The organism is Myxococcota bacterium (assembly GCA_041389495.1).
In the GTDB taxonomy this organism is placed as follows: domain Bacteria; phylum Myxococcota_A; class UBA9160; order UBA9160; family UBA4427; genus JAWKRT01.
The window spans coordinates 1,059,274-1,085,533 of sequence record JAWKRT010000001.1 but is presented as its reverse complement, the minus strand read 5'-3'; the positions used below and the strand labels follow the sequence as shown (position 1 = coordinate 1,085,533).

Below are 26,260 nucleotides of genomic sequence, written 5' to 3'. Positions count from 1 at the left end.
CGTCGCACGCGGCGGGTGCGCACCACCCGCCTTCGCGCGACGCGATCTTCGAGGGCCGCTCGGCGCGAGCCGGGCGGCCCTCTCTCGTTGGATGCGTCGCGCGCGCGGAGAGCGCCGACGCCGCGCTCCGCGCGAAGCCTCACAGGCCCGCGACGTACTCGATCACGTCCCGCAGGTCGGAGAGCGAGAGGCCGAGGCCCATCGGCGGCATGCCGCTCGCGGTCGCGCCCATCGATGCGATCTCGGCGCGCGGAATCGTGCGCGCGTCGCCACCGCGCTCGACGACGATCGCGTCGGCCTCCTCGCGCACGAGCGTCGCGGCGAACGACTCGCCGTTCTCGAGCACGAGCGCGACCGTTCCGTAGCCGGGCACGACTTCGGCCGCGGGCGCGACGAGCGACTCGAGGACGTAGGCGCGCCCGCGCCGTCGCACGACGCCGGCGAGCGGCGGACCGGCGCGGCCTCCGTGGCCGCCGCCGCGCGGGCCGTGGCAGCGCATGCAGTCGCCCGCGCCCTCGAAGACGCGCTGGCCGCGCACGGCGTCGCCGCCCTCGAGCGCGAGCGCGCGCGCCGCCACGGGATCGTCGCTCGCGAGCGCGCGCTCGGCGGCCGCGACCTCGGCTTCGAGCGCGGCGCCGCGCGCGCGGCCGGCAGTGAGCGCGTCGAGTCCGAGCGCGGGCTCGAGCGCTCCCGCCGCGAGCCGCGCGAGCGCGTCGCGCAGGAGCGCATCGGCGCGCGGGCTGCCGACGGCGGCGAGCGTCGCGTATCCGCGCTGGCGCTCCGCGCGCGTCGCGCGCTCGCCGAGCGCCGCGACCGCGTCGACCGCCGCATCCGGATCGATGCGCGCGAGCGCCTCCAGCGCGTCCGCGCGCAGCATCGCGTGCCGCGAGCGGCGTGCGGACGCGATCGCGTCGGCGAGCAGCGGCGATTCGCGGTCGGCCAGCACGCGAAGGCTCGCGCGCTTCACGTCCTCCGACTCGAACCAGCCGCGCACGCGCGCGAGCAGGTCGTCGTCGGGAAGCGGCACGCGGCCCGCCGCGAGCGCGACCTCGAACGCGCGCGCCTCGAGATCCGTGCCGACGAGCGCGGGCACCGCGAGGTCGAGCGCGGCGTACACGCTCTCGGGCGGACGCGCGCCGAGCTCGCGGTAGAGCCCGAGGACGGGGTCGCGCGGTCCGGGACTCGTGAACTCCCCGAGCAGGTCGAGAGCGAGCGCACGCATCGCGCGCGGGTGCGCGGCGTCGGCCGCGAACTTCGCGAGCGCGAGCGCGTCCTCGGCGCGGCCGAGCGCGAGGTTGGCGGCGAGCACGCGCCGCTGCAGGGCGTACGTCGACGGGCCGTCGCCGTCCTCGTCGAGCGCGAAAGGCCGCGTCGCGAGCGCGGCGAGCGCCGGCATCGCCGCAGCGACGCGCAGGTCGTAGATCGCGCGCGCGGCCTCGACGACGACGAGCGGCTCGGCGTCGTCGAGGAAGCGAGCGAGGCGCGCGTCCTCGGCGCGGCGGAGCACGAGCAGCACGGCCATGCGCACCGCCGCCGAGGCGTCCGTCGCGTGGCGGGCGACCGCGTCGACGTCGCCGATGCGCGCGAGCGCGTGGACGGCGGCGTGGCGCAGGACGACGTCGCGATCGTCGTTGCGGCGGACGAGCTCGACGAGCGGCTCGACGGCGCGCGCGAGGCCGAGCCGGCCGAGCGAATCCGCCGCGAAGCGCTGCGCGCGCGGGTGGCCGTCGTCCGCAAGGGCCGCGACGAGCTCGTCGCCGAGCCCGATGGCGCCGGCGTCGCCCGCGACGCGCAGCGCCTGCGCGCGCACTTCGGCCGGTGCGTCGCGCGTCCACGCGAGGTCGTCGAGCGCGCCCAATGACGCGGAGGCGGCGGCGCCGGGCGCCGCGTCCGCGGAGGTGCCGGGCGCTGCGTCCGCCGCGGCGCCGAGCGCCGCGGGCGCAGCGGTCGCGCGAGCGTCGCGCGCGCGGCGTGCGCCGATCTCGCCGAGCCCCCAGAGCGCGTGGACGCGCGCGAGCAGCGGCGCCGTCGCGTCGCGCGCGACGGCGCCGAGCCGCTCCACCGCGCCACGCGCGGCGAGCGCGCGCTGCGCGCCGCTGCGAGCGCGCCGGTCGGCGTGCCCGAGCAGCGCGACGAGCTCGTCGTCGCCGCGGTGCGCGAAGCCCGCGCGCAGGAGCGCCGCGAGCTCCGCGACGCGCGGGTCGGCGACGTGCTCGGGGCGCGCATAACGAAGCAGACGGCTCGTCCCGCCCCCGAGCTGGTCGAACTCGGTCGCATAGATCCATCCATCGGGGCCGAAGACGATGTCGGTCGCGAGCACCGAGGGAATCGCCGTCGCCGACGACGCCAGCCGGAAGCCCGCGCCGTCGGGCTCGACCTCGTACGCGCGCACGCCGCTGCGCGGCGCGGCGTACTGGTAGTCGCAGATCAGGACGTGGCCGCGGAGTCGATCCGGGAGGCCGCCGAGCCCCGGGTCGATCGCGACGCCCGACGGGCCGCGCCCGACGTAGCCGATCGGCGGCAGGATCCACGCCGGCTGTCCGGCGTGCCGCGTCTCCCAGAGGCGCTCGGCCTCCCACGGACCGTGGAAGTAGTCGCCCGCCATCGTCTGCACGGGCATCGACCAGCCGGAGTCACCGCCCTCGACGACGTGCACGAGCCGCGCCTCGTCGACGCCGTCGCCGTTGTTGTCGCCGGTGAAGAGCTCGCCGAGGTCGTCGAACACGAGGTCCTGCGGGTTGCGCAGGCCGGTCGCGAACACCTCGAGGTCGCTGCCGTCGGGGAGGATGCGGAACACGGCGCCGCGGCTCACGACGATCGGAGGTCGCAGGTGGCGCCCTTCGCGCGTCGCGACGTCGTAGCCGCGGTCGCCGACGCTGAAGTAGATGCGCCCGTCGGGGCCCCACGCGAGCCCGTGCAGGTCGTGCCCCGCGAGCGACGTCGTCACGCCGAAGCCGTGCGCGACGACCTCGCTCTCCTCGAGCTCGCCGTCGCCGTCGGCGTCGACGAGGCGGAAGAGATCGGGAATCGCCGTGTACCAGAGCGCATCGCCGTCGACGAGCACCGACGAGCCGATGCCCGACACGACGTCGCGCACGGCGAAGACCTCGCGCTGCTCGTCGAGGCTGCCGTCGCCGTCCGTGTCGCGCAGGCGCACGACCGCGTCGGCATCGGACGTGTACCAGGAGAGCGGATCGCCGCCCTGGCTCGCCCACTTCTCGATGTAGGCGCGGCGATCGTCGACGGTGCGCGCCGCAAGATCGTCGAGGAGCCAGTAGGGCTTCGAGCGGTTGTCGCTCACGCCGCGCGCCTCGGGGCCGCCGAGCCGGTTCGAGACCGCGACGAAGACGTCGCCGTCCGGCGCGACGTCGAGGCCCACGGCCGTCGTCGTCCCGAGCTCGCGCAGGACCTCGACCTCGAAGCCCTCCGGCGCGCCGGGCGCATTCGGGAGCAGCTTCGCCTGCACGACCATCGCCGCGATGTAGACCTCGGCGAGCACGCGATCGCCGGGGGACATCGCCATGCCGCGCGTCAGGCATCCCGACGCGCACGCGAGCAGGACGAACGCGACGAGCTGGAGGACGAGACGACGCATGCGGGGCTCCCGGTGTCGGTGGGAGCGCGCACGCTACCCGAGCCCGCGCGCCGAGGGGCGCGCTATCGCGTGCGATCGACCGCCGCGCGCAGCCACTCGCCGATGTCGGGGTGCTCGAGCAAGCCCGCCTCGCGGAGCCGGGCGGCCGCGATGGCGTGGACGTCCTCGGCCCGCTCGGCGTGCAGGGCGCGGCGGGCGTCGGCGTCGACGGCGCCCGCGTCGAGCGCGCGCGCGATCTCCTTCACGAGCGGGACCGCGCTCGGCGTGCCCGAGAGCTCCGAGATGCCGAGGCCGATGAGGAGCGGCACCGCGAGCGGGTTCGTCGCCATCTCGCCGCAGACCGAGACGGGGATGCCCGCGCGCGTGGCCTCGCGCAGGCTCGCGTCGATCAGCGACAGCACGGCCGGATGGAGCGGGTCGTAGAGGTGCGCGACGCGCTCGTTGCCGCGGTCGACCGCGAGCGTGTACTGCGTCAGGTCGTTCGTCCCGATGCTGAAGAAGTCGCACTCCTTTGCGAGGACGTTCGCGATCAGCGCGGCGGCGGGCACCTCGATCATCACGCCGACGGGCAGGCGTTCGTCGAACGGCTCGCCCGCACGCCGCAGCTCGGCCTTCGCCTCGTCGAGGAGCGCGCGCGCCTCGCGGAGCTCTTCGATGCCGCTGATCATGGGGAGCAGGAGCTTCACGTTGCCCGACACGCTCGCGCGCAGCACGGCGCGCAGCTGCTCGCGGAAGACGTCCGGCTTGCGCAGCGTGAGCCGGATCGAGCGACAGCCGAGCTGCGGGTTCTCCTCGCCCTCGAGCCCGATGTTCGGGAGCCCCTTGTCGCCGCCGAGGTCGAGCGTGCGGATCGTGACGGGCCGCGGCGCGAGCGCGCTGCAGACGCGCGAGTAGAGCTGCTGCTGCTCCTCCTCGCTCGGGAAGCCGCGGTGCGCGAGCGCGAGCAGCTCGGTGCGGAAGAGCCCGATGCCCTCGGCGCCGTGCTGCTCGATCAGCCGCAGGTCGTTCAGCAGCCCGAGGTTCGCGGTCAACCGGATGCGGCGCCCGTCGAGCGTCTCGGCCGGACGCTCGCGCAGCGCGTCGAGGTGCTCGACGGCGACGGCATAACGTCGCTGCGCGGTCCGGTACTCGGCGAGCAGCCCGGACTCCGGGCTGAGGAAGAGGCGGCCCGAACCGCCGTCCACGATCGCCGTCTCGCCCTCGACCGCCGACACGAGCACGCCCGAGACGCCCGTGACCGCCGGGATCTCGAGCGTGCGCGCGAAGATCGCCCCGTGCGACGTCGCACCGCCGTGCTCGGAGACGAGCGCGCCGATCTTGTCGACCTCGAGCCGCGCGAAGAGGCCCGGCAGCACCTGCGACACGACGACGATCGCGCCCGGCTGGAGCACCGGCGTCTCGTGCCGCACGCCGAGCAGCGCGGCCATCACGCGCTGGCCCACTTCCGCGACGTCCGCGCCGCGCTCGCGGAAGTACGGATCCTCGATGCGCTCGAACGTCTTCCGATAGGCGTCGAGAACACCGCGGAGCGCCTCGAGCGCGCTGCCGTACTGCTCGACGCCCTGCTCGAGCGCGCGCACGAAGCCCGCGTCCTCGAGGATCTGGATCTGCGTGTTGAAGACCGCGGCGAACTCGGGGCCGAACCGCTCGCCCGTGAGCTCGCGCGCGTCGTCGAGCTCGCGCCGCGCCTCGGCGTGCGCGCGCATCAGATCGGCGCGCTCCTCGATCGCGTCGGGCTTCGGGTGGTAGTCGAAGTGCGCGAGGTCGATGTCGTCGAGCCGGTGGATCGCGCCGATCGCGACGCCGCGCGCCGTCGGGATGCCCTCGAGTGCGTGGAAGCGGCCGGGAACGCGCCGGCGCCTGCCCTCGCTGATGGGGACACCGGACTGCGCGATCTCCGCGACGATGCGCGCGCGCTCCTCCTCGCTGCTCGCGACCATCGAGAGGAGCTGCGCATTGATGACGACGGGGCCGAGCAGCTGCGCGCACGTCTGCAGGAGGGAGATGTCCTCGGGCGGGAACGCGCGCGGCTCGACCGTCTGGATCGCGAGCACGCCGATCGTCGTGTCGCGCACGCGCAGCGGCGTCGCGAGCAGCGACTCGTAGCGGTCCTCGCGCGTCTCGGGGAAGTACCGGAAGCCCGGGTCCTCGCGCGCGTGCTCGACCGCGATCGCCTCTCCCGACTTCGCGGCGGCACCGACCAGCCCCTCGCCGAAGCGGAGCTTCACCGTGCCGACCGCACTCGGGTCGAGCCCGATCGTGGCGCGCAGCGTGAGCGTCTTCAGGTCGGAGTCGGTGAGGTAGACGGAGCAGACGTCCGCGTCGAGCCGCTTCGCCACGAGGTCGGTGACGTTGCGCAGCGTCTCCTGGAGGTCGTGCGAGCGGGCGACGACCTCGGCGACGTCGGAGAGGAGCGAGACGCGGTCGAGAATGGGACGCCCTCCCCGCTTGCGTGCAGCCCGCGGCGTGCAGCCCGCCGCGTGCGGGCTGCGCCGAGACCGGCGGCGGCTGGCCCGCGCGCGACCTCGTCAGCCGGAGCGGCGGGGACGGGAGCGCCCGTGCGGAGCGCGGAGCGAGGCAGGTGTGGAGGAGTGCGCTCCCTCGGACGTTCCGCGCGCTGCGGCGCCGGGGAGCGCGTCGGGCCTCACCCGACCTGCACGAGCAATCGCCCTTCCGTTCGGCTGGCGGCTGATCGTAGCAGGAGGGGTGGGGGGCCCTAGTGGCTAGTGGCTGAAGGGGCGATCCAGCTCCGCGTGCATCGGCAAGGGACGATTGCTCGGGAACACGAGCTCCTTGTCCTCGAAGCGGAGGCCGAGAGCGAGAAGGATCTTCCGCTTGGTGTCCATGCGGCAGTTCATTCCCTTCTCGACGCTGTGGATCGTTCGCAGTGCCACCTTCGCCTTGCGAGCGAGCTGGGCCTGGGTCATGAGCTTGTTCTCGCGAAACTCGCGCACGCGGTTCTTCACGAAGCGAGGCTCGCTGCTGGCCTGGTTGCTCATCGAGTCCATTCGGTCCTACTCCCCGGCTGCGAAGATGCTCCGGGAATCGCTCCCGGAGGCCGTTCCATACACGCGGGGGGACTTCGGGCCACCCATGGGCTTTCTTGAGAAAAAATGGGCTGTTGCAGGCTTTTGCGGAGTGCCGTTTGCGCTTCCTCCTCGGGTGCGGTGCGCGCTCGCGACGCGTGCGAGCGACGCGCCCGTGCCGCTGCGAAGGCGAGCTTGGGTTCGCGGAAGTGGAACTAGGGTTCGCGCGCCGGCAACTCCGCTCGTGCCGGAACGACGCGGGCGCGCGGCGCGCAGGAGGCGAGCGCGCGGTTGCTAGCCTCGCCGGGCCGAAGCGGGCCGGCCCGGAAGGCGCGGGGGGATCGAATGCGACTGCGGCGATCGGCGCTGCGCGCGGCCGTCACCCTCGGCCTGTTCCTGCTCGCACTCGCCGCCGGGTTCGTGGTCTCGAGCCAGGTCGGGCAGCGCTGGATGCGCGAGGAGGCCGAGCTCGAGCTGTCGAAGCTCCTGGCCGGCGACGTCTCGATCGACCGCATCGCGCTCCGAATCCGCCGCGGCATCGAGATCCACGCGGCCGGCGTCCGCGTCGACTACCCCGCGCCGGGTACCGACGCGCTCCTCGCGACCCGCGTCGAGATCCGCCTCGACACCCCGAGCCTCCTGCTCGGCCGCTTCCGCTGCGCCGCGCTCGACGTCGACGGCCTCGTCCTCGCGCTCCGACGCAGCCGCGAGGGCGCCTGGTCGCCGCCCTACTTCCCGCCGCAGGCCGAGCTCGACGCCGAGCGCGCGGCCGACCCCGATGGCCTCGAGCACGAGATCGGATGGATGCGCGTGCTCGTCGAAGCGACGCACTTCCTGCTGCGCGAGCAGCAGATCGCCGACCGCATCGCGCTCCGCAACGCGACGGTCACCTTCCTCGACGAGCGGCCTCGCGCGGGCGTGCGAACGCGCGTGGCGCATCGCATGGAGCACCTCCGCGGCACGCTCGACCGGACGTGGCTCGGGCGCTCCGTCGACGTGCAGCTCACCGGCCGGTACGTGGGCGGCGAGGGCCGTCCGGCCGCCGTCGAGGTGAGCGCGCGCGCACGCGACGACGAGGAGCTCCGCCTCTCGCTGGCGGTGACCGGACTCGACCTCGCGCACGTCGCGCCCTACCTCGTCGCGCCGGGCGACGGGGCCGCGCTCGCGGGCCGGATCACGGGCGTGCTCGCCATCGCGACGCCCGAGCTCGATCGGGCGCACTTCGAGCTCGACGCCTCGATCGACGACGTCGACGGTCGCCTCCCGCTCGGCGACACGAGCCTGCGCCTCGCGTCGCCGACCGCGGTGCTCCAGGCGCAGCTCGACCTCGAGCCCGGCCGCCTTCGCATCGCGCAGCTCGAGATCTCGGACCCGGCCATCGAGTTCGCCGCGCAGGCGACCTTCGCGCGCCCGCTTCGCACCGGCTCGCGAACCACCGTGCGCGCGACGATCGGCGGCATCGCACTCGACCAGCTGCAGCGCGTCGCGGCCGGGCTGCCGGACGAGGACGCCGTCACGTTCCGGCGCCTCGTCGATCGCATCGAGCACGGGCGCATCGGCACCGTCGGCCTGCGCGGCGGCGAGACGCTCGCGACGTGGCTCGAGCTGGCGGCGGGGGAACGCGGATCGCTCCCCGACGGCGTCCGTCTGACCGCGTCGATCGAGGACGTGACGATCGGGACGAGCCCGACCGACCGCCTGAGCGAAGTCTCGGCCGACCTCTCGTGGAACGGCGAGCTGCTCGAGATGCGCGGCCTGCGCGGCCGCTACAACGGCGAGGCCATGCCGCGCATCGACCTCGCCGTCGACGGCATCGGCGCGCTGCTCGCCGCCGCGCCCGCCGACGAGCAGCTCACGCGGCGCGCGCGTCCTCTGCCCGGCCTCGGCACGCTGTGGGACGTCGTGCGCGGCGACGAGCCGCCCGACCCCGAGCGCCCGCCCTCTCCCATCCGCGTCACTCTCGCCGAGCTGCAGCACCCCGCGCTGCGCTGGCCGCTGCGCGACGCCGTGATCGAGATCGATCCCGGGCCGCGCGACCTGCACGTCGCCATCACGCGCGGCAGCTGGGCGGGAACGCCCGTGCGCGGCGAGGCCATCCTCGCGCGCGACCCCGAGCCCGAGCTGCGCATCGAGCTCGTGGTGCGCGACGACGGCGGGGACGCGCGGGCCGCGCCGCGAGCGAGCCCCGCTGCGATCGCGCGCGACGCCGACGACACGACGTGGGCATCGGGCACCTTCGCGACGACCGCCGTGCACACCGGGCCGCTCGTCTTCGACACGCTCGAGGGCCGCTTCGCGCTCCGCGGCCAGGACCTCGCACTCGACGGCGTCGCTGCCGCCCTGGCCGGCGGCGGCGAGCTGCGCGGACACGGCCTCTTCTCGCTCGCGGACGCAGATGCGGTCGACGCGCAGGCGCGCGTCGAGGCCACGGGCGCCGAGGCCGACCGCGTCGCGCAGACCTTCGGCATCCGGTCGGGCTTCGCGACGGGAACGGCCGACGTCACCGCCGATCTCGCCGGCGTCCTCCGTCGCGACGCGCCGCTGCTCGACGACCTCGTCGGTACGGTCGACATCCACGCGCGCGACGGCTCGGTCCACCAGAGCGTCCCGCTGCTCGCGTCGCTCGCGCACGCCATCGAAGGATGGAGTCCGTTCAAGGCGAACGAAGCGCTCCGCTACGAGCGCATCGCCGCGACGATCGATCTCGATCGCGGTCTCGTCTCGACCGACCGCTTCGCGCTCGAGGGCCCGCTGCGCGTGCTCGCGTCCGGCGCGATCGACGCGCGCGCGGAGGACTCGCCCATCGACGCGACGGTCGGCATCTTCCTGCTGCGCCAGGCGGACCGGCTGCTCGGCGACATCCCGCTCGTCAACCTGCTGGTGCCCGGGTCGGATCGCGGCCTGATCGGCGCCTACTTCGAGGTCAGCGGCCCGGTGGGAGAGCCGAACGTGCGCGCGATGCCGATCAAGTCGCTGGCCGACGGGATGCCGCTCCCCGAGGTGCTCCGCCAGCCGTTCGATGCGCTGCGCGGCCTCTTCACCGGCGGCGCGCGCGCGGCCGATCGCGCCCGCGAGGCGGTGCGCTCGCCGAAGCGCGCCGCCGAAGGGGACGCGTCGTGAGTCGCGCATCGGGACGCGACGCGCGCGCGCGTCGGAAGGTCCTGCCCCTCGCCGCGGCGCAGCGCGCCGTGCGGGCCGCGCAGCGCCGCGGCGAGCGCGTCGTCTTCACGAACGGCTGCTTCGACTGGCTCCACGTCGGACACGTGCGCAGCCTCGAGCAGGCGCGCTCGCTCGGCGACCGGCTCGTCGTCGCCGTGAACTCCGATGCGAGCGTGCGGCGGCTCAAGGGCCCGACGCGCCCGCGCGTTCCGGCGCGCCAGCGCGCCGAGGTGCTCGCCGCGCTCGCGTGCGTCGACTGGGTGGTCGTGTTCGGCGCGGACACGCCCCTGCGCACGATTCGCGCGCTGCGCCCCGACGTGCTCGCGAAGGGCGGCGACTGGACGCTCGACGCGATCGTCGGGCGCGAGGACGTCGAGGGCTGGGGAGGACGCGTCGTGCGACTGCGCGAGGTGAAGGGCGTGCGGACGACCACGCTGCTCGGCGAGCGCCCGCCGGCGCGACGTTAGTTCGCGCGATCTCCTGGGGCGGCCGCGACCACCGCGGTTCGCACTCCCGCGTCGGGTATCGCGAGCCTCACCCGTCGCTGCGGCGCGGCGCGACGCCGCGCGCCTCGAGCGCGGCGAGATCTCCGGCGGTGTTGACGTTCGCGAGCGCGACGCCGTCCGGGTCGACGGCGGCGAGGTCCGCGCCCTCGAGATAGTGCGCGTCGATCGCGCCGAGCAGCGCGGTGAGCCGGTACTCGCCGCGCGCGAGCAGCTCGCGGGCGGCGGGGAGTACCGCGTCCCGCGCCCACGCGCCGCACAGCGGCTCGGGCCGCCCGAGCGCGTCGCGCACGACGACGGCATCGCACGGCGGCCAGGCCGCGAGCGCGAGCACGAGCTCGACGCGCATGCGCGGGAGGTCGGTCGCGAGCACGACGACGCGCTCGGCGCGAGCGGCCTCGAGCGCGCCGACGATCCCGCGCAGCGCCGAGCGCGCGTCGCCCGGCGCCTCCGGGTCGGGGACGCGACGGCCGGGGGCGTCGTCGGGCGGGTCGCCTCCGACCAGCACGACCTCCTCGAACAGGTCGTCGAGCAGGCGCGCGAGGCGCGTCGCCATCGCGATGCCGCCCACCTCGGCCCGCGCCTTGTCGCGCCCGAAGCGGCGCGACGCACCGCCGACGAGCACCGCGCCCGCGACGTTCGCGATGCGACCGTCCCCGCGCGCGCCGGATGCGTCGCCCGTCACAGCCCCGACGTCTCGCTCGCGAGCAGCGCGTCGTCGAGCAGCTGCACGTCGGCGTGGTCGCCCGCGCGGAGCGAGCTCGCATCGGCCGGGAACACGAGCAGGCCCTGCGCGCGCGCGAGCGCGCTCAGCACGCCCGAGCTCTGGCTGCCGCTGCTCGTCGCGACCCACTCGTCGCCGTCGCGCCCGACGCGCACGCGCACGAAGTGCAGGCGACCCGGCTTCTTCTCGAGGTCGTGGTCGAGCCGCGCGCGAATCGTCGCTCGGAAGAGCGCGCGGTGGCCCGTCATGCGGCGCAGCGCCGGCCGCACGAACTGCTCGAACGTGACGCTCGCGGAGACGGGGTTGCCGGGGAGCCCGAAGACGAGCGGGCCCCGTTCGCCGGCGAAGCTGCCGAACGCGAGCGGAAAGCCGGGCTTCATCCGCACGCCCCAGAAGTGGAGCGTGCAGCCGAGCCGCTCGAGCACGGGCCGCACGTAGTCGTGGTCGCCGACCGAGACGCCGGCCGACGTCACGATCACGTCCGCGCGCAGGCCGGCGCGCAGCAGGCGCTCGAGCGCCTCGGGCGTGTCGGGGGCGATGCCCAGATAGACGGGGTCCGCACCGGCCTCGAGGCAGTGCGCGGCGAGCGTGTAGGAGTTGGAGGAGACGATGCGTCCGCCCGACGGGTCCTCGTCGGGCTCGACCAGCTCGTCGCCGCCGGACAGGATCGCGACGCGCGGGCGCTGGTGGACGGCGACGATCGTGCGGCCGAGCGACGCGAGCAGGCCGAGCTCGGCGGCGCGCACGACGTGACCGGCCTCGAGCACGACGTCGCCCGCGCGCACGTCCTCCCCCGCGTCGCGCACGTGGTCGCGCGCCTCCGCGGCGATCCGCACGCGAACGCGCCCGCCCGCGGCCTCCGTGTCCTCCTGGCGGACGACGGTGTCCGCGCCGGGCGGGAGCGGCGCGCCCGTGAAGATCCGGGCCGCCTCGCCCGGCGCGATCGCGCGCGGTGCACCGTGTCCGGCCGCGACCTCGAACGCGACGGGGAGCGCGACGGGTCGCTCGGCCGACGCCCCCGCGACGTCCGCCGCGCGCAGCGCGTAGCCGTCCATGGCCGAGCAGTCCGCCGGCGGCAGCGTGCGGGTGGAGACGACCGGCTCCGCGAGGACGCGGCCCAGGGCGTCGCGCGCGGCGACGCGCTCGGCATCGAGAACGGGCGTTCGGCGCAGGATCTCGAGCTGGGCGTCGGGAACGAGGAGGCTCTCGCGCATCGCGGCGTACGGTACCCGACGACCCGAGCCCCGCCGCCGCGCCTGCGCGACGGAATCGAACCGGTGCGGACGGCGGCGGCCGGCGGTAGCGTGCTCAAAAAACAGGCAAGGAAGCCACGCCGCCGAGATGGATCCCCGCGACCTCCACAACGTGCTCGACGCCGTCCTCGACGGGCTGATCGTGGTCGACGCCGGCGGGCGGATCGCGCACGTCAACTCCGAGGCGTGCCGCATCCTCGAGTCGTCGCCCGAGAAGATCCGCGGCACGCCGCTCGCCGATCACTTCGGCCCCGCCCATCCCGTGCTCGGCCTCGAACGTCGCGTGCGCGAGGAGCGGCGCGGCCGCGTGCTCGACGACGTCCGCATCGAGCGCCGCTTCGATCGCGCGCTCGAGGTCGACGTCGCGATCTCGCCGATCGAGCTCGGCGTGCGCGACGCGCGGGCGACGCGCCCGGCCGACCCGTACGAGGACGAGGAGGAGATCGACGAGCCCGGCGACGGCGTCGTGATCGAGCTGCGCGACCACACGCTGCGCAGCTCGTTGCGCGAGAAGGAGAAGCAGCGCGACGAGCTCCAGCGCTACGGGCACATCGCCGCCGGCATCGCGCACGAGGTCAAGAACCCGCTCGGCGGAATCCGCGGTGCGGCCGAGCTGCTCGGCATGTGGAGCGAGAGCCCGCGCGCGAAGGACACCTCCGCGCTGATCGTGCGCGAAGTCGACCGCATCACCGCGCTCGTCGACGAGCTGATGGTGTTCGCGCGCGGCGACGCGCTCGAGCTCTCGCGCATCAACATCCACCGCATCCTCGACGCCGTGATCGAGCTCGAGGCGATGGACGCGCTCGCGAGCGGCATCTCGTTCGAGCGCGAGTACGACCCGTCCATTCCCGACGTGCTCGCCGACCCGTCGCGGCTCACGCAGGTGTTCCTCAACCTCGTGCGCAACGCGGTGCAGGCGCTCGAGGGGCGCAGCGACGGCCGCGTCGTGGTCGCCACGCGCATCGCGCTCGACGATCGCCTCACGAACCGCGCCGGCCGCCAGGTGCCGACGGTCGTGATCGAGGTGCGCGACGACGGGCCGGGCATCGACGAGGACACGCTCGCGCGGCTGACGACGCCGTTCTTCACCACGCGCACGAAGGGCACGGGCCTCGGCCTCCCGATGGCGCGCCACTGGGTCGCCCGCCACGACGGCGACCTCCGCGTCACGAGCGAGGTGGGAAGGGGCACGCGCGCGCGCGTGGCGCTCCCGCTCGGCGGGCCGCAGCGAAACGTCGAAGCGAAGGGGAGAGGCTGATGGACCGACAGCGCGCGCGAATCCTGGTCGCGGACGACGAGGAATCGATCCGCTTCGTGCTGCGCGAAGCGCTCGAGTCGCAGGGGCATCGGGTGAGCGAGGTCGCCGACGGCGCCGCCGCGCTGCGCGCCCTCGACGAGGGCGACTTCGACCTCGCCTTCCTCGACATCCGCATGCCCGAGGCGACGGGCCTCGAAGTGCTCGAACGCGCGAAGACGGCGTCGAGCGAGACGGCGGTCGTCATCATCACCGCGCAGTCGACGTTCGAGAACGCGGTCGAGGCGATGAAGCTCGGCGCGCTCGACTACCTGACGAAGCCGTTCAGTCTGGCGGAGGTGCAGGCGCTCACCGACAAGGCGCTGCGCACGCGCGCGCTCGAGCTCGAGGTGCGCGCGCTGCGGCGCGAGGTCGGGCGCGCGGTGTCGCCGGGCGGCGACCGGCTCGTCGGCCGCAGCCCTGCCCTGCTCGAGGCGTTCAAGACGGTGGGCCGCGTCGCCGCCCGCAACGTGCCCGTGCTGATCACCGGCGAGAGCGGGACCGGCAAGGAGCTGATCGCGCGCGCCATCCACGTCGCGAGCCCGCGCGCGCAGGAGCCGTTCGTCGCGGTGAACGCGGCGGCCATCCCGAAGGAGCTGCTCGAGAGCGAGCTGTTCGGGCACGAGCGCGGCGCGTTCACCGGTGCGGTGCAGGCGCGCCCCGGCCGCTTCCGCGAGGCCGCGGGCGGCACGCTCTTCCTCGACGAGATCGGCGACATGACGCTCGACCTGCAGGCGAAGCTGCTGCGCGTCCTGCAGAACGGCGAGGTCACCGCCGTCGGCGGGCAGAAGAGCGAGATCGTCGACGTGCGCATCATCGCGGCGACGAACCGCCAGCTCGACGTCGCCGTGCGCGAGGGGCGGTTCCGCGAGGATCTGCTCTATCGCCTGCGCGTCGTGCCGATCGAGCTGCCTCCGCTGCGCGAGCGGCGCGAGGACGTGCGCGCGCTCGCCGAGCACTTCGTCGCCCGCTACGCGCAGGACCTCGCCGGCGGCGCGCGCGGCCTCGCCGACGGCGCGATCGAGGCGCTCGAACGCTATTCGTGGCCCGGCAACGTGCGCGAGCTCGAGAACGCGATCCGCCGGGCACTCGTGCTCGCACCCGGCAGCGTACTGACGGGCGAGGACTTCGCGTTCCTCGTCGAGGACCCCGCGCAGACGTCGCCCGAGGCGAGCCTCGCAGCGCTCGTGGCGCGCGAGACGCGCGCCGCGCTGTCGGAGCGGGCCGACGAGATCTACCGCACCGTGATCGAGCGCGTCGAACGCCCCATGATCGAAGCCGTGCTCGAGCACACCGGCGGCAACCAGCTGCAGGCGGCGAGCCTGCTCGGCATCAACCGCAACACGCTGCGCAAGAAGATCTCCGAGCTCGACGTCGCGATCCCGCGGCGCGACCGGGCCTGAGCGCATCGCGTGCGCGATGCCGCCGCGTTCGCCGGCCTCCACGTGCTCGCCGACGACGACGCGCGCTGGCCGCTCGACCCCGTGGCACAGGCGCGCGCCGCGTGCGCGGGCGGCGCGCGCGTCGTGCAGCTGCGCGCGAAGCGCGCGACGGACGCGACGGCGCTCGCGTGGGCGCGCGAGATCCGCGCCCTCGCGCGCGCGCGCGGTGTCGCGTTCGTCGTGAACGACCGCGTCGATCTCGCGCTCCTCGCGGACGCCGACGGCGTGCACCTCGGCCAGGACGACGTCCCGCCCGGCGCGCTGCCCGGCGACGTGCGCGCGCGCCTCGCGATCGGGCGCTCGACGCACTCGCCCGCGCAGGCGCGCGCGGCGCGGGCCGAGGGCGTCGACTACGTCGCATTCGGCCCGCTGTTCGACACTTCGACCAAGGACACGGGCTACGCCGCGCGCGGTCTCGACGCGCTGCGCGAGATCGCGCGGCTCGCCGCGCCGCTCCCGGTCGTCGCGATCGGCGGCATCGGCGCCGGCAACGCGGCGAGCTCGCGCGCCGCCGGCGCCGCGGGCATCGCCGTCCTGTCGGCCGTCGCCGCGGCGCGCGACGCGGAGGCCGGCGCGCGCGCGGCCGGCGCGCTCGTGCGCGCGTTCGAGAGCGATGCGACCGCCGGAGCGAGCCCCGACGCGCGCTCCGCGCCGGCGCGCGGAAGGGAGACTCCGTGAGCGAACTCGGGCTGCGCGCCGTCTCGGGCGCGGGGTTCTTCGCGATGATCGGCATCGCGTGGCTGCTCTCGAGCGACCGGCGCCGGTTTCCGTGGCGCACCGTCGCGAGCGGCGTCGCGCTGCAGGGCGCACTCGGCGCGCTGCTGCTGCTCACGCCGTGGGGCTCGGCGATGTTCGTCGGCATCAACGCGGGCGTCGCTCGCTTCCTCGCCTACACGAACGCCGGCGTCGCGATGGTCTTCGGCCCGCTCGCGGAGGTCGGCTTCTCCTTCCTCGCGAACGTCCTCCCCATCCTCATCTTCATGGGCGCGGTGTTCTCCGTGCTCTACCACCTCGGCATCGTGCAGCGCGTCGTCGACGCGCTCGCGGCGGTGCTCTCGCGCACGATGGATCTGTCGGGCGCGGAGAGCCTCTCGGCCGTCGCCAACGTGTTCATCGGGATGGCCGAGTCGGCGCTCGTCGTTCGTCCGTACCTCGACGCGATGACGCGCTCCGAGCTCTTCTCGCTGATGACGGTCGGGATGGGGACGATCGCGGGATCGGTGCTGCTCGCCTACGTCGGCATCCTCGGCGGCGGCGACTTCGCCGGGCATCTCGTCACCGCGAGCCTGCTGAGCGCGCCCGCCGGGCTCGTGATCGCGAAGGTGATGGAGCCCGAGACCGGAACGCCCGCGACGTCGGCCGGCGCGCACAGCACCGTCGAGCGCGAAGCGGTGAACACGATCGACGCGGCGGCGACGGGCGCGATCAACGGCATGCGCCTCGCCGCGTACGTCGGCGCCATGCTGATCGCCTTTCGCGCGGGCATCGAGCTCGCGAACGACCTGCTCGGCACCGCGGGCGGCTGGGTCGGCGTCGAGGGGCTCCGCCTCGAGCTCCTGCTCGGCTTCGCGATGGCGCCCTTCGCGCTCCTGATGGGCGTCGAGCCGGGCGACGCGATCGCCGTCGGCGGCCTGCTCGGCGTGAAGACGGTGCTCAACGAGTTCCTCGCCTATCAAGGCCTCGGCGAGGCGATCGCCGCGGGCTCGCTGTCGCCGCGCTCGATCCGCATCGCGAGCTACGCGCTCTGCGGCTTCGCGAACTTCGGCTCGCTCGCGATCCTGCTCGGCGGCATCGGCGGGATGGCGCCGCAGCGGCGCGGCGACGTCGCGGCGCTCGGCATGCGCTCGATCGTCGGCGGCTCGCTGACGACGTTCATGACGGCCTGCGTGGCGGGGGCGCTCACGTGAGCGGCGCGGGAGGCGCGCCGATGTGGGCGCCTTCGCGCGACGCCGTCGCGCGCGCGCAGCTCGAGGCCTTCCGCGCCCGCGCCGAGCGCGCGAGCGGCGAGCGCCTCCCCGACTACGCCGCGCTGCACGCGTGGTCGGTGCGCGACCGCGGTGCCTTCTGGGAGCTCGTCTGGGAGCTCGCCGACGTCGTCGGCGAGCGCGGCGACGGGCCCGCCCTCGTCGACGACGGCGCGATGCGCGACGCGCGCTTCTTCCCCGCCGCGCGGCTCAACTTCGCCGAGAACCTGCTGCGCGGCGACGGCGACGCGACTGCGCTCCGCTTCCGCGGCGAGGACGGCGGCGCGCGCGCGATCTCGCGCGGCGCGCTGCGGCGCGAGGTGGCCGCGCTCGCGGGCGCGATGCGCGCGGCCGGCATCGGGGCGGGCGATCGCGTCGCGGCGCTCCTGCCGAACGTGCCCGAGACGGTCACCGCGATGCTCGCGACCGCGAGCCTCGGCGCCGTGTTCAGCTCGTGCTCGCCCGACTTCGGCGACGCGGGCGTGCTCGACCGCTTCGGCCAGGTCGCGCCGCGCTGGCTCTTCTGCGCGGACGGCTACCGCTATGCGGGCAAGACGTTCGACGGGCTCGCACGCCTGCCCGCGCTCCTGCGCGCACTGCCGTCCGTCGAGCGCACGATCGTCGTTCCCTGCCTCGGCGACCCGTCGGACGCCGCGCTGCGCGCGATCCCCGGTGCGCAGCGCTTTGCGGACGCGCTGGCGAGCGGCGCGGCCGAGGCCGGCGACGCGCCGCGGTACGAACGACTCCCGTTCGATCACCCGCTCTACGTGATGTTCTCGTCGGGCACGACGGGCGAGCCCAAGTGCATCGTCCACCGCGCCGGCGGCGCGCTGCTGCAGCACGTGAAGGAGCACCGCCTCCACTGCGACCTGCGCCCGGGCGAGCGCATCTTCTACTTCACGACGTGCGGCTGGATGATGTGGAACTGGCTGGTCGGCGCGCTCGCGTCCGGCGCGGAGGTCGCGCTGTACGACGGGTCGCCGATGCACCCCGGCCCCGAGGTGCTGTTCGAGCTCGCCGAGCGCGAGCGCATCGACGTGCTCGGCCTCTCCGCGAAGTTCGTCGACGCGTGCGCGAAGTGGAAGCTCGCCGCATCCGAGCGCTTCGACCTCTCGCACGTGCGCATGCTGCTGACGACGGGCTCGCCGCTCGCGCCGGAGGGGTTCGACTACCTGCACGCGCACGTCGCCCCGCACGCACACGTCGCGCCGATCTCCGGCGGGACGGACCTGCTCGGCTGCTTCCTCGCGGGCGACCCCACGGCGCCCGTCCACCGCGGCGAGATGCAGGTCGCCGCGCTCGGCATGGCCGTCGACGTGCTGCGCGCCGACGGGAGCGCGGCCCCGGTCGGAGAGCCCGGCGAGCTCGTGTGCACGCGCGCATTCCCGTCGCAGCCGCTCGGCTTCCTCGGCGACGACGACGGCGCGCGCTACGCGGCGGCCTACTTCGAGCGGTTCCCCGGCATCTGGCACCACGGCGACTTCACCGAGCGCACGCCGAACGGCGGCTTCGTGATCCACGGGCGCTCCGACGCCGTGCTGAACCCCGGCGGCGTGCGGATCGGGACGGCCGAGATCTACCGGCCGGTCGAGCGGCTCGACGAGGTCGTCGAGGCCGTGGCGATCGGCCAGCCGTGGCGCGGCGACGTGCGCGTCGTGCTGTTCGTGGTGCTGCGGCCGGGGCTCGCGCTCGACGACGCGCTGCGCGCGCGCATCCGCGCCGAGATCCGCGCGTCGGCGAGCCCGCGCCACGTGCCCGCCGTCGTCCTGCAGGTGCGCGACATCCCGCGCACGCGCAGCGGGAAGATCAGCGAGCTCGCCGTGCGCGACGTGGTCGCGGGCCGCGGCGTCGCGAACCGCGAGGCGCTCGCGAACCCCGAGGCGCTCGACCAGTTCGCCGACCGCCCCGAGCTGGCTCGTTAGTCGACCGCGTCGCTCGCGCCCTCGTCGCCGCGCGCGCGGCCCTCGAGGAACGTCTCGAGCAGCAACAGCACGACGCCCACGACGATCGCGGAGTCGGCGACGTTGAACGTCGGCCACGTGTAGTCGGCCGTCAGGTGCACGTCGATGAAGTCGACGACCTCTCCGTGGCGGAGCCGATCGAGCAGGTTGCCGAGGGCGCCGCCGAGGACGCTGCCGAGCGCGAGCGCCGAGAAGCGCGCCTCGGCGGGCAGCCGCGCGAAGAAGCCGAGCAGCAGCGCGATCGCGAGGCCCGCCATCCCGACGAAGAAGAGCGGGCGCACCCATTCGAGGTCGGGCGGGAGCTGGGCGAGGAAGCTGAACGCGCCGCCCGGGTTGCGGACGTGCGTGAGGTCGAGGAGGCCGTCGACCAGGCGCAGCCGCTCGCCGTAGGCGAAGCGCTCGATCACGGCCTGCTTGGTCGCCTGGTCCGCGGCGAGCACGACGGCGAAGGCCGCGAGGAAGACCTTCCACTTCGGGGCCACGAGGGCGGCCGGCGCGGCGCCGGCCGGAGCGGGGGTCGAGGCGTCGGACATCGGCGGCAGCCTACCACGCGAACGCGGGCCGCCCCACGGGGCACGGCCGCGGACATTACCCACCCACGGCGAATCTCGCATCGGCATGTAATATCCGGCCCGATGACCGACGCCGTCGCACCGCCGCGCGTGCCCACGCCCCGCAGCCTCGTGCTCGACCTGCTGTCGACGCTGCGGCGCGGCTCGATGCCGGTGCGCGCGCTCGTCGACGCCGCCGCGCTCTTCGGCATCGCCGAGAACAGCCTGCGCGTGAGCCTCGCGCGCCTGCATCGCGCGGGGCTGGTCGTGCGCGACGGCCGAGGTCGCTATGCACTCGGGCCCGCCGCGAGCGACGTGAACCGCCAGGTGACGAGCTGGCGGCGGCGGCCCGCGCGGCGGCGCGCGTGGGCGCGCGCGGCGAACGGCGCGCCGCGCTGGGTCGGCGTCTTCGGCGCCGCGGCCGACGCGACGGCAACGCCCCGCGCGGCGCGCAGCGAGCGCGCGCTCGAGCTGCTCGGCTTCCGCAGCCTCGCGCCCGGCCTCGCCGTGCGCCCCGACAACCTCGCGGGCAGCGTCGCCGCGCTCCGCGACGAGCTCGCCGCGCTCGGCCTCGCGCCGGGCGCGATCGTCGCGACGCTCGGCGAGCTCGACGCGGCGACCGCCGCGCGCGCGTGCGCGCTCTGGAGCGCCGAGGCACTCGCCGCGAGCGCGGACGCGCTGTGCGCCGACCTCGCCGCGAGCCGCGCGCGGCTCGCCCGGCTCGCGCCGCGCGACGCGATGGTCGAGAGCTTCGCGCTCGGCGGCCGCGCGATCCGCCGCATCGTGCTCGACCCGCTGCTCCCCGCCGAGCTGGTCGACGAGCGACCGCTCAGCGCGCTCGTCGATGCCGCGCGCGACTACGACGCGGCGGGACGCGCGTGCTGGGCGGCCTTCCTCGCCGAGCACGGCGTCGCGCACCGGGCCGCCCCCGCCGACGTGCGCGTCGGCGACGCGGCCGCGGCGCTCGCGCGGAACACACCCTCGCACGCGGTCCGCGCGGGCCGCGCCGCCGCGAACGCCGAGCCTTCGACCGCAGGAGGAGCCCCGTCATGAACGCCGCCGACACCGCGTCGCCCGCCCCCGCCCCGCTCGCGAACGGGCCCGCCGCCGCGCACTCCGCGCCGTCCGGGCCCGCGCCCGCGGCGCGCCACCGCTGGCACGACGCGCTCGCGCGCGACGAGATCCGCGCACTCGTCGAGATGGACGACGCGCGCAGCTGGCGCACGCTCGCGGTGAACTGGGGCCTCGTGTTCGGCGCGATGGCGGTCGTCGCCGCGTGGCCGAACCCGCTTACGGTGGTCGCCGCGCTGTGCGTGATCGGGACGCGCCAGCTCGGGCTCGCCGTCGTGATGCACGAGGCCGCGCACCGCTCCTTCCTCTCGGACAAGCGCTGGAACGACGCCGTCGCGAGCTGGCTCGCCTGCTACCCGGTGTGGAGCGACCTCCACGCCTACCGCCGCTACCACATGCGCCACCACGCGCGGAACTGGACGGAGGACGACCCCGACATCGGGCTCGCGACGCCCTTCCCGATCACGCGCGCGAGCTTCCGGCGCAAGGTCGTGCGCGACCTGACGGGCCGCACCGGCGCGAAGTTCGTGCGCTTCGCCGCGCGGCGCGATCTCGGCACCGAGGGAGGCCTCGCGGCGCGCCTGCGCCGCGGGCTCGGCAACGAGCGCTTCCGCGGCATGCTGATCGCGAACGCGACGCTCCTCGGCCTGCTCGCGCTCGCCGGGCACGCGTGGCTCTACCTGCTGTGGGTGGGCGCCTATCTGACGACGAACACGCTCGTGACGCGCATCCGCGCGATCGCCGAGCACGCGATGCCGATCGACCCGGCGAACCCGCTGCAGAACACGCGCACCACGATCGCGCGCTGGTGGGAGCGGCTGCTGATCGCGCCGAACTTCGTGAACTACCACCTCGAGCACCATCTGCTCATGACCGTGCCGCACTACAACCTGCCGCGCATGCACGCGCTGCTCGCGTCGCGAGGCGTGCTCGACGACGCGCTGGTCGCGCGCGGCTACCTCTCGGTGCTGCGGGAGGCGACGTCGCGCGCGCCGGGCGCGGCCGCCTGACGCCGGGCGCGCCGCCGCAGGGCCACGTTGCGCAGGTACACGAACGAGTTCGGCAGGTAGGCGAGCGTGAAGACGGGGTCGCGCAGGTGCGCCGCGTAGACGAGCAGCACCAGCGAGCCCGCGATGCTCAGGTACCAGAACGCCATCGGCACGACGCTCTCGCCCGCGCGCTCCGAGGCGATCCACTGCACGAGGAAGCGCGCGCCGAAGGCCGCGTTGCCGACCAGGCCGAGCGCGAGCCACGCGCCCGACGGGTTGCCGTCCAGCCACTCCGCCACGTCCGCCCTCCCCTCCTCGCCGTGCCGCGCGAGCGCGGTCGCGCGGCGCTTCAGCCCTGCAGGTGCGCCGCGGCGTCGGCGGCGGCGAGCCGCAGCTCGCGCGCCGGCGCGATCGCGTCCTCGCGCAGGCACGCCTCGGCGAGCTTGATCGCGTGCTCGCCGAGCGAGCACGCCGCGCGATAGCGGATCTCGTCCACGTCGTCCGCCATCGCGACGGCCTCGGCCGACGGCGGCGGCCCGCCCTCGGCGCGCGCGGCGCTCACGGCGTGGAGCGCCATCGCGGCTTGATAGGCGAAGGTGCCGAGCGCGCGCCGCGTCGCGGCGTCGACCCACGGCGCGACGAGCCTCACCGCGCTCGGCGCGGTGACCGCGTGCGCGTAGGCGATGCGGGCCTCGGGGTTCGCGAGATAGAGGCGCGCCCCCGCGCGACAGAGCGCGGACAGGAAGGCGTCGCTCCCGGCATCGCGCAGGTCGGCGCTCGCGAGCGCGCGCGCGAAGGGCGCGTGCGCGTCGAGCGCGCGGACGGCATCGGTGAAGGCGCCGCCCGCGCGCGCGGCGGGCGGCACGGGCTCGAGGGTGAGCAGCGCGTCGATCGGGTCGCGCTCGGGGCGCGCCCCCGGCTCGCCGGGCAGCGTCTGGTAGCTCCCCGCCCAGTAGCCGAGCCCGAACGCGACCTCGCGCACGCGCACCGACGTCTCCCCGCGGCCGATCGCGCGCGCCGCGTGCGCGACGCGCAGCAGTCCGTGCGCGGCCCCCGCGAACAGGCCGGGCGCGAGCGCGGCGACCTCGCGCGCGAGCACCGCGCGCACGCCGTCGCGCGCGATCTCCGCCTCGTACGTCGCCACCCAGTCCGCGAAGCGGCTCGCGTCGCCGCGCGCGGCCGCGCGCTCGGCGGGCGCGATCGCGCGCCCCGGCGAGAACGGCGGAAGGCGCGGCGCGTAGAGGTCGACCCAGCCGGTGAGGAGCGCGGGATGGCCGAGCGCGACGAGCGCCTCCGCCGCCATCGGCCCGTGGTTCGCGAAGCCGCCGCCGTACTCGAGGCCGCCCATCTGGAAGCGCTCGAGCACCTCGTCGAGATCCGTCATCGCTCGCGTCTCCGTGGTCCAGGCTTCGCGGGGGCGCGTCGCCCGCGCCGCGCGCGCGAGCGTAGCCACTGCCCGCGCGCGCGGCGTCGCGGTGCCGTCGCCGAGAGCGCGCGAGCGCGGCTGCTAGACTGCCGCCCCCGCGCTTCCCAGGAGACCCCATGTCCGTCACCGAGAGCCAGGTGCTCGACGCGCTCCGCCCCATCGTCGACCCCGACTTCCAGCGCAGCATCGTCGACCTCGGGTTCGTGAAGGACGTCCGCATCGAGGCGGGCGCGGGCGGCGCGCGCGTCGCGTTCGCGATCGAGCTCACGACGCCCGCGTGCCCCGTGAAGGCCGAGTTCGAGCGCGCGGCGAAGGAGCGCGTCGAGGCGCTGCCGGGCGTCGCCGAGGCCGCCGTGACGATGACGGCGCAGACGCGGCGCGCCGCGCCCGCGAGCCCCACTGCCGAGGCGCTCCCGGGCGTGCGCAACACGATCGCCGTCGCGTCGGGCAAGGGCGGCGTCGGCAAGAGCACGACCGCGATCAACCTCGCCATCGCGCTGCGCGAGACGGGCGCGACGGTCGGCGTGCTCGACGCGGACGTGTACGGCCCCTCGCTCCCGCTGCTCACCGGCGCGCGCGGCCGGCCGACGGCCGTCGACAAGCGCATCTACCCGCTCGAGGCGCACGGCCTGAAGCTCATGTCGATGGGCTTCTTCCTGACGGACGACTCGCCCGTCATCTGGCGCGGCCCGATGGTGCACGGACTCGTGCGCCAGTTCCTCACCGACGTCGAGTGGGGCGAGCTCGACTACCTCGTCGTCGACTGCCCGCCCGGCACGGGCGACGCCGCGCTCACGCTGACGCAGCAGGCGCCGCTCTCGGGCGCCGTGATCGTGACGACCGCGAACGACCTGTCGCTGATCGACGCGCGCAAGGGCCTCGCGATGTTCCAGAAGGTGAACGTGCCGGTGCTCGGCATCGTCGAGAACATGTCGTACTTCACGCCGCCCGAGCCCGAGCTCGCGGATCGCAGGTACTACATCTTCGGCCAGGGCGGCGGCGCGCGGATCGCGCGGGAGCTCGGCGTCGACTTCCTCGGCGAGGTGCCGATCGACCCGCGCGTCGTCGAGACGGGCGACCGCGGCCGGCCGATCGTGCTCGACGCGCCCGACTCGCCCGCCGCGCAGGCGTTCCGCGAGCTCGCCGGCACGGTCGCGCGCAAGCTCGCGGTGCTGGCGGAGACGACGCCCGCGCTCGCCGACCCGAACATCGTCTGGGTGACGAACCAGAGCTGATCCGCGCGCGGGCGCGCGCAGTGCGCCTCAGTCCGAGCCGCCCGCGTCGCCCTCGGGCTCGCCGTGGAGCAGGTAGCCGTAGAACGGCGGCGCCGGTCCGAGCGGCTTCGTCGCCGACGTGCGCACGTAGTCCTCGTAGCCGATGCGCTCGACGTCGATGCCCGAGGGCGGCTCGAAGAAGCGGTCGTCGATCGGCACGCCGCGCAGCCAGTTCACGTAGTCCTTCTGGTCCGTCGAGGCCGTCGCGTGGCGGAAGCGCGCGACGCGCACGGGAAGCTTGCGGTCCGGCGTCACCCACACCTCGACGCGCCCCGACTCGTTGGTGAGCCGGTAGCGCTCGACGGGCTGGCCGCCGAGCGCCTCGGTGCCGACGAGCTCGCCGCCGGCGCGCACGAGCGCGTGGAAGTCGTCGGCGAACGGGCGGTCGCGACGCGCGTCGCCGGCGCGCGCGAGCGCGCTGCGCTCGATCGCGAGCCCGACGCCGCGCGTCGGGTCGAGCGTGTAGTAGGTGGCGCCGTTCACGATCGTGACGATGCGACGCCCGGCGAGCACGGTCTCCGCGCGCAGCTTGTCGCCCTTCGACCAGTAGTGCGTGACGAGGAAGGCGTGATCGCCGCGCGCGACCTCCTGCGCATACCACGTCTCGTCGGCGGGCGCCGAGGCCGCCGACTCCGCGAATGCCGCGCGCGCTCCGGGCAGCGCGCCCGCCGTCGCGCTCGCGAGCGCGGCGAGCACCGCCGCCGCGAGCCGCCGCACGCGCGCGCGCGCACGCCCGGGCGGTCGCGCGCACGCCGCACATGCCGCACATGCCTCGGGAAGCCAGCTCGCCGCGCCCTCGGGTTCCACCTGGCCTCCTCGGCTGCGCGCGCGTCGAGCCCGTCGCCCCATCGGGCCCGTCGGATCGGATGCACGGAGCGGGGGCCGATCTTACCATCGGCGCCGATGTCCGATCCGGCCGTCACGTCTCCCACCGCGCTCTCGATCGCGGGCTCGGACCCGACCGGCGGCGCGGGACTGCAGGCCGATCTCCAGGTCTTCCGCGCGCACGGCGTGCACGGCGCGGGCGTCGTCACCGCGATCACGATCCAGGACACGCAGCGCGTGCACCGCTCGCTGCCCGCGTTCCCGAACGTCGTGCTCGAGCAGCTGCGCGTGCTGCTGCGCGACGTCGCCCCGGCCGCGGTGAAGATCGGAATGCTCGCGACCGACGACGTCGCGCGCAGCGTGCTGCTCGGACTCGACGCGCTCGCGCCCGGCACCCCCATCGTGCTCGACCCGGTGCTCGCGGCGAGCGACGGCACGGCGCTGCTCGAGCGCCGCGCATGGGCGACCTTGTGCGAGATCGCGCAGCGCGCGGCGCTCGTCACGCCGAACGTCGCGGAGGCCGGCGCGCTCACGGGGCGCGACGCGTCGACGCGCGCGGGCGCCGAGGAGGCGGCGCGCGTCTTCGCGCTCGAGCTCGGGGCGCGCGCGGTGCTCGTGAAGGGAGGCCATCGCGACGGCGCGCCCGACGACCTGCTCGCGGTCCGCGGCGACGACGGCACGGTCGCACTCGAGTGGCTCCCCGGCGAGCGCATCGACGCGGGCCCCGTCCACGGAACGGGCTGCGCGCTGTCGTCGGCCGTCGCCGCGCGCCTCGCGCGCGGCGAGCCGCTGCGCGACGCGGTCGCGGGAGCGCGCGCGTTCGTCGCGCGCGCGATCGCGGCCGCACGCCCGATCGGACGCGGCGCGCGCGTGCTGGGCCTCGGGTGACCGGAACGCGCGAGGCCGGGCCCGCGTCGCAGCCCGGCGCCGGCGGCCGCAGCGACGGCGACGCGGACGCGTCGAGCGCGCCCCGCGCCGAGTACGCGGCGCGCCTCGGCGCGCGGACGCGCAGCGCCGAGGCACTCGCGCGCCGCTGCCGCTGGCTCTCGCACGCGCGGCTCGCGACGTTCGGTGCCGGCGCGCTCGGCGCGTGGCTCGCGTTCGGGCCGCGCACGCTCGCGCCCGCGGTCGCACTCGCGCCGCTCGTCGCATTCGCCGCGCTCGTCGTCGCGCACGACCGCGCGCTGCGCGCGCGCGACGCGG

At 75.4% G+C, this 26,260-nt stretch carries 20 protein-coding genes; 11 read left to right on the top strand and 9 right to left on the bottom strand.

What is annotated here, in order from left to right; genetic code table 11:
• Positions 1-139: 139 nt before the first annotated feature.
• The 3 genes from R3E88_04825 to R3E88_04815 form a co-directional block, all read right to left on the bottom strand.
• Positions 140-3,595 carry a HEAT repeat domain-containing protein gene (locus R3E88_04825; GenBank protein MEZ4215779.1) on the bottom strand — a complete coding sequence of 1,152 codons (3,456 nt, stop codon included), beginning with the start codon at positions 3,593-3,595 and terminating at the stop codon, positions 140-142.
• Positions 3,596-3,657: 62 nt separating this feature from the next.
• Positions 3,658-6,027, bottom strand: a complete 2,370-nt coding sequence (ptsP, locus tag R3E88_04820; GenBank protein ID MEZ4215778.1) for a phosphoenolpyruvate--protein phosphotransferase — start codon at positions 6,025-6,027, stop codon at positions 3,658-3,660.
• A 291-nt stretch (positions 6,028-6,318) separates the two neighbouring features.
• The gene (locus R3E88_04815; protein ID MEZ4215777.1) at positions 6,319-6,603 is read right to left on the bottom strand and encodes a helix-turn-helix domain-containing protein; all 285 of its coding nucleotides are present in this window, start codon (positions 6,601-6,603) and stop codon (positions 6,319-6,321) included.
• A 363-nt stretch (positions 6,604-6,966) separates the two neighbouring features.
• Between R3E88_04815 and R3E88_04810 the strand changes: the two genes are divergently transcribed.
• Complete coding sequence (locus tag R3E88_04810; protein ID MEZ4215776.1) at positions 6,967-9,741, top strand: AsmA-like C-terminal region-containing protein; 2,775 nt, start codon at positions 6,967-6,969, stop codon at positions 9,739-9,741.
• Positions 9,738-10,247: a D-glycero-beta-D-manno-heptose 1-phosphate adenylyltransferase gene (rfaE2, locus tag R3E88_04805; protein ID MEZ4215775.1), complete on the top strand. Its 510-nt coding sequence runs from the start codon at positions 9,738-9,740 to the stop codon at positions 10,245-10,247. The genes R3E88_04810 and rfaE2 overlap by 4 nt, the downstream gene beginning before the upstream one ends.
• 67 nt (positions 10,248-10,314) lie before the next feature.
• On the opposite strand, the gene R3E88_04800 is transcribed toward rfaE2, so the two are convergent.
• The gene (locus tag R3E88_04800) at positions 10,315-10,968 is read right to left on the bottom strand and encodes a molybdenum cofactor guanylyltransferase (protein ID MEZ4215774.1); all 654 of its coding nucleotides are present in this window, start codon (positions 10,966-10,968) and stop codon (positions 10,315-10,317) included.
• Positions 10,965-12,221: a molybdopterin molybdotransferase MoeA gene (locus tag R3E88_04795; GenBank protein MEZ4215773.1), complete on the bottom strand. Its 1,257-nt coding sequence runs from the start codon at positions 12,219-12,221 to the stop codon at positions 10,965-10,967. The genes R3E88_04800 and R3E88_04795 overlap by 4 nt, the downstream gene beginning before the upstream one ends.
• 127 nt (positions 12,222-12,348) lie before the next feature.
• Here R3E88_04795 and R3E88_04790 point away from each other — a divergent pair, with 127 nt between their 5' ends.
• From R3E88_04790 to R3E88_04770, 5 genes are read left to right on the top strand one after another with little or no spacing between them, the layout of a single operon-like run.
• Entirely contained in the window at positions 12,349-13,518 is a 1,170-nt protein-coding gene (locus tag R3E88_04790) for an ATP-binding protein (GenBank protein ID MEZ4215772.1), read from the top strand.
• Positions 13,518-14,957, top strand: a complete 1,440-nt coding sequence (locus R3E88_04785) for a sigma-54 dependent transcriptional regulator (protein ID MEZ4215771.1) — start codon at positions 13,518-13,520, stop codon at positions 14,955-14,957. The genes R3E88_04790 and R3E88_04785 overlap by 1 nt, the downstream gene beginning before the upstream one ends.
• Before the next feature lie 9 nt (positions 14,958-14,966).
• Positions 14,967-15,674: a thiamine phosphate synthase gene (thiE, locus tag R3E88_04780; protein ID MEZ4215770.1), complete on the top strand. Its 708-nt coding sequence runs from the start codon at positions 14,967-14,969 to the stop codon at positions 15,672-15,674.
• Positions 15,671-16,903 carry a nucleoside transporter C-terminal domain-containing protein gene (locus R3E88_04775; GenBank protein ID MEZ4215769.1) on the top strand — a complete coding sequence of 411 codons (1,233 nt, stop codon included), beginning with the start codon at positions 15,671-15,673 and terminating at the stop codon, positions 16,901-16,903. The genes thiE and R3E88_04775 overlap by 4 nt, the downstream gene beginning before the upstream one ends.
• Positions 16,904-16,923: 20 nt before the next feature.
• Positions 16,924-18,882 carry an acetoacetate--CoA ligase gene (locus tag R3E88_04770; GenBank protein ID MEZ4215768.1) on the top strand — a complete coding sequence of 653 codons (1,959 nt, stop codon included), beginning with the start codon at positions 16,924-16,926 and terminating at the stop codon, positions 18,880-18,882.
• Here R3E88_04770 and lspA read toward each other — a convergent pair.
• Entirely contained in the window at positions 18,879-19,454 is a 576-nt protein-coding gene (gene lspA, locus R3E88_04765; GenBank protein ID MEZ4215767.1) for a signal peptidase II, read from the bottom strand. The two genes, R3E88_04770 and lspA, sit on opposite strands and share 4 nt — an antisense overlap.
• A gap of 102 nt (positions 19,455-19,556) precedes the next feature.
• Here lspA and R3E88_04760 point away from each other — a divergent pair, with 102 nt between their 5' ends.
• Both R3E88_04760 and R3E88_04755 read left to right on the top strand, forming a co-directional pair.
• Positions 19,557-20,525: a hypothetical protein gene (locus R3E88_04760; GenBank protein MEZ4215766.1), complete on the top strand. Its 969-nt coding sequence runs from the start codon at positions 19,557-19,559 to the stop codon at positions 20,523-20,525.
• Positions 20,522-21,553 carry a fatty acid desaturase family protein gene (locus tag R3E88_04755; GenBank protein ID MEZ4215765.1) on the top strand — a complete coding sequence of 344 codons (1,032 nt, stop codon included), beginning with the start codon at positions 20,522-20,524 and terminating at the stop codon, positions 21,551-21,553. Before R3E88_04760 ends, R3E88_04755 begins: the two co-directional genes overlap by 4 nt.
• On the opposite strand, the gene R3E88_04750 is transcribed toward R3E88_04755, so the two are convergent.
• Positions 21,499-21,831 (bottom strand): lipid-A-disaccharide synthase N-terminal domain-containing protein, encoded by a 333-nt coding sequence (locus R3E88_04750; GenBank protein MEZ4215764.1) that lies wholly within the window; start codon positions 21,829-21,831, stop codon positions 21,499-21,501. The two genes, R3E88_04755 and R3E88_04750, sit on opposite strands and share 55 nt — an antisense overlap.
• 50 nt (positions 21,832-21,881) lie before the next feature.
• Complete coding sequence (locus R3E88_04745) at positions 21,882-22,916, bottom strand: hypothetical protein (protein ID MEZ4215763.1); 1,035 nt, start codon at positions 22,914-22,916, stop codon at positions 21,882-21,884.
• Between the two features lie 158 nt (positions 22,917-23,074).
• Between R3E88_04745 and R3E88_04740 the strand changes: the two genes are divergently transcribed.
• A complete protein-coding gene (locus R3E88_04740) occupies positions 23,075-24,193 on the top strand; it encodes an Mrp/NBP35 family ATP-binding protein (protein MEZ4215762.1) in 1,119 nt (372 codons plus the stop codon).
• Between the two features lie 27 nt (positions 24,194-24,220).
• Here the strand turns inward: R3E88_04740 and R3E88_04735 are convergent, their stop codons facing one another.
• Positions 24,221-25,039: a hypothetical protein gene (locus R3E88_04735; protein MEZ4215761.1), complete on the bottom strand. Its 819-nt coding sequence runs from the start codon at positions 25,037-25,039 to the stop codon at positions 24,221-24,223.
• A 96-nt stretch (positions 25,040-25,135) separates the two neighbouring features.
• On the opposite strand from R3E88_04735, the gene thiD reads away from it, so the two are divergent.
• Complete coding sequence (gene thiD, locus R3E88_04730) at positions 25,136-25,945, top strand: bifunctional hydroxymethylpyrimidine kinase/phosphomethylpyrimidine kinase (GenBank protein ID MEZ4215760.1); 810 nt, start codon at positions 25,136-25,138, stop codon at positions 25,943-25,945.
• Positions 25,946-26,260 lie beyond the last annotated feature (315 nt).

Bases quoted from the DNA above. Each gene is read 5' to 3' on its own strand.
- R3E88_04740 (MEZ4215762.1), top strand. From the start codon at position 23,075: ATGTCCGTCACCGAGAGCCAGGTGCTCGACGCGCTCCGCCCCATCGTC.
- R3E88_04770 (MEZ4215768.1), top strand. From the start codon at position 16,924: ATGTGGGCGCCTTCGCGCGACGCCGTCGCGCGCGCGCAGCTCGAGGCC.
- thiD (MEZ4215760.1), top strand. From the start codon at position 25,136: ATGTCCGATCCGGCCGTCACGTCTCCCACCGCGCTCTCGATCGCGGGC.
- R3E88_04825 (MEZ4215779.1), bottom strand. From the start codon at position 3,595: ATGCGTCGTCTCGTCCTCCAGCTCGTCGCGTTCGTCCTGCTCGCGTGC.
- R3E88_04810 (MEZ4215776.1), top strand. From the start codon at position 6,967: ATGCGACTGCGGCGATCGGCGCTGCGCGCGGCCGTCACCCTCGGCCTG.
- R3E88_04760 (MEZ4215766.1), top strand. From the start codon at position 19,557: ATGACCGACGCCGTCGCACCGCCGCGCGTGCCCACGCCCCGCAGCCTC.
- R3E88_04745 (MEZ4215763.1), bottom strand. From the start codon at position 22,916: ATGACGGATCTCGACGAGGTGCTCGAGCGCTTCCAGATGGGCGGCCTC.
- R3E88_04785 (MEZ4215771.1), top strand. From the start codon at position 13,518: ATGGACCGACAGCGCGCGCGAATCCTGGTCGCGGACGACGAGGAATCG.
- R3E88_04815 (MEZ4215777.1), bottom strand. From the start codon at position 6,603: ATGGACTCGATGAGCAACCAGGCCAGCAGCGAGCCTCGCTTCGTGAAG.
- lspA (MEZ4215767.1), bottom strand. From the start codon at position 19,454: ATGTCCGACGCCTCGACCCCCGCTCCGGCCGGCGCCGCGCCGGCCGCC.
- R3E88_04790 (MEZ4215772.1), top strand. From the start codon at position 12,349: ATGGATCCCCGCGACCTCCACAACGTGCTCGACGCCGTCCTCGACGGG.
- R3E88_04755 (MEZ4215765.1), top strand. From the start codon at position 20,522: ATGAACGCCGCCGACACCGCGTCGCCCGCCCCCGCCCCGCTCGCGAAC.
- R3E88_04795 (MEZ4215773.1), bottom strand. From the start codon at position 12,221: ATGCGCGAGAGCCTCCTCGTTCCCGACGCCCAGCTCGAGATCCTGCGC.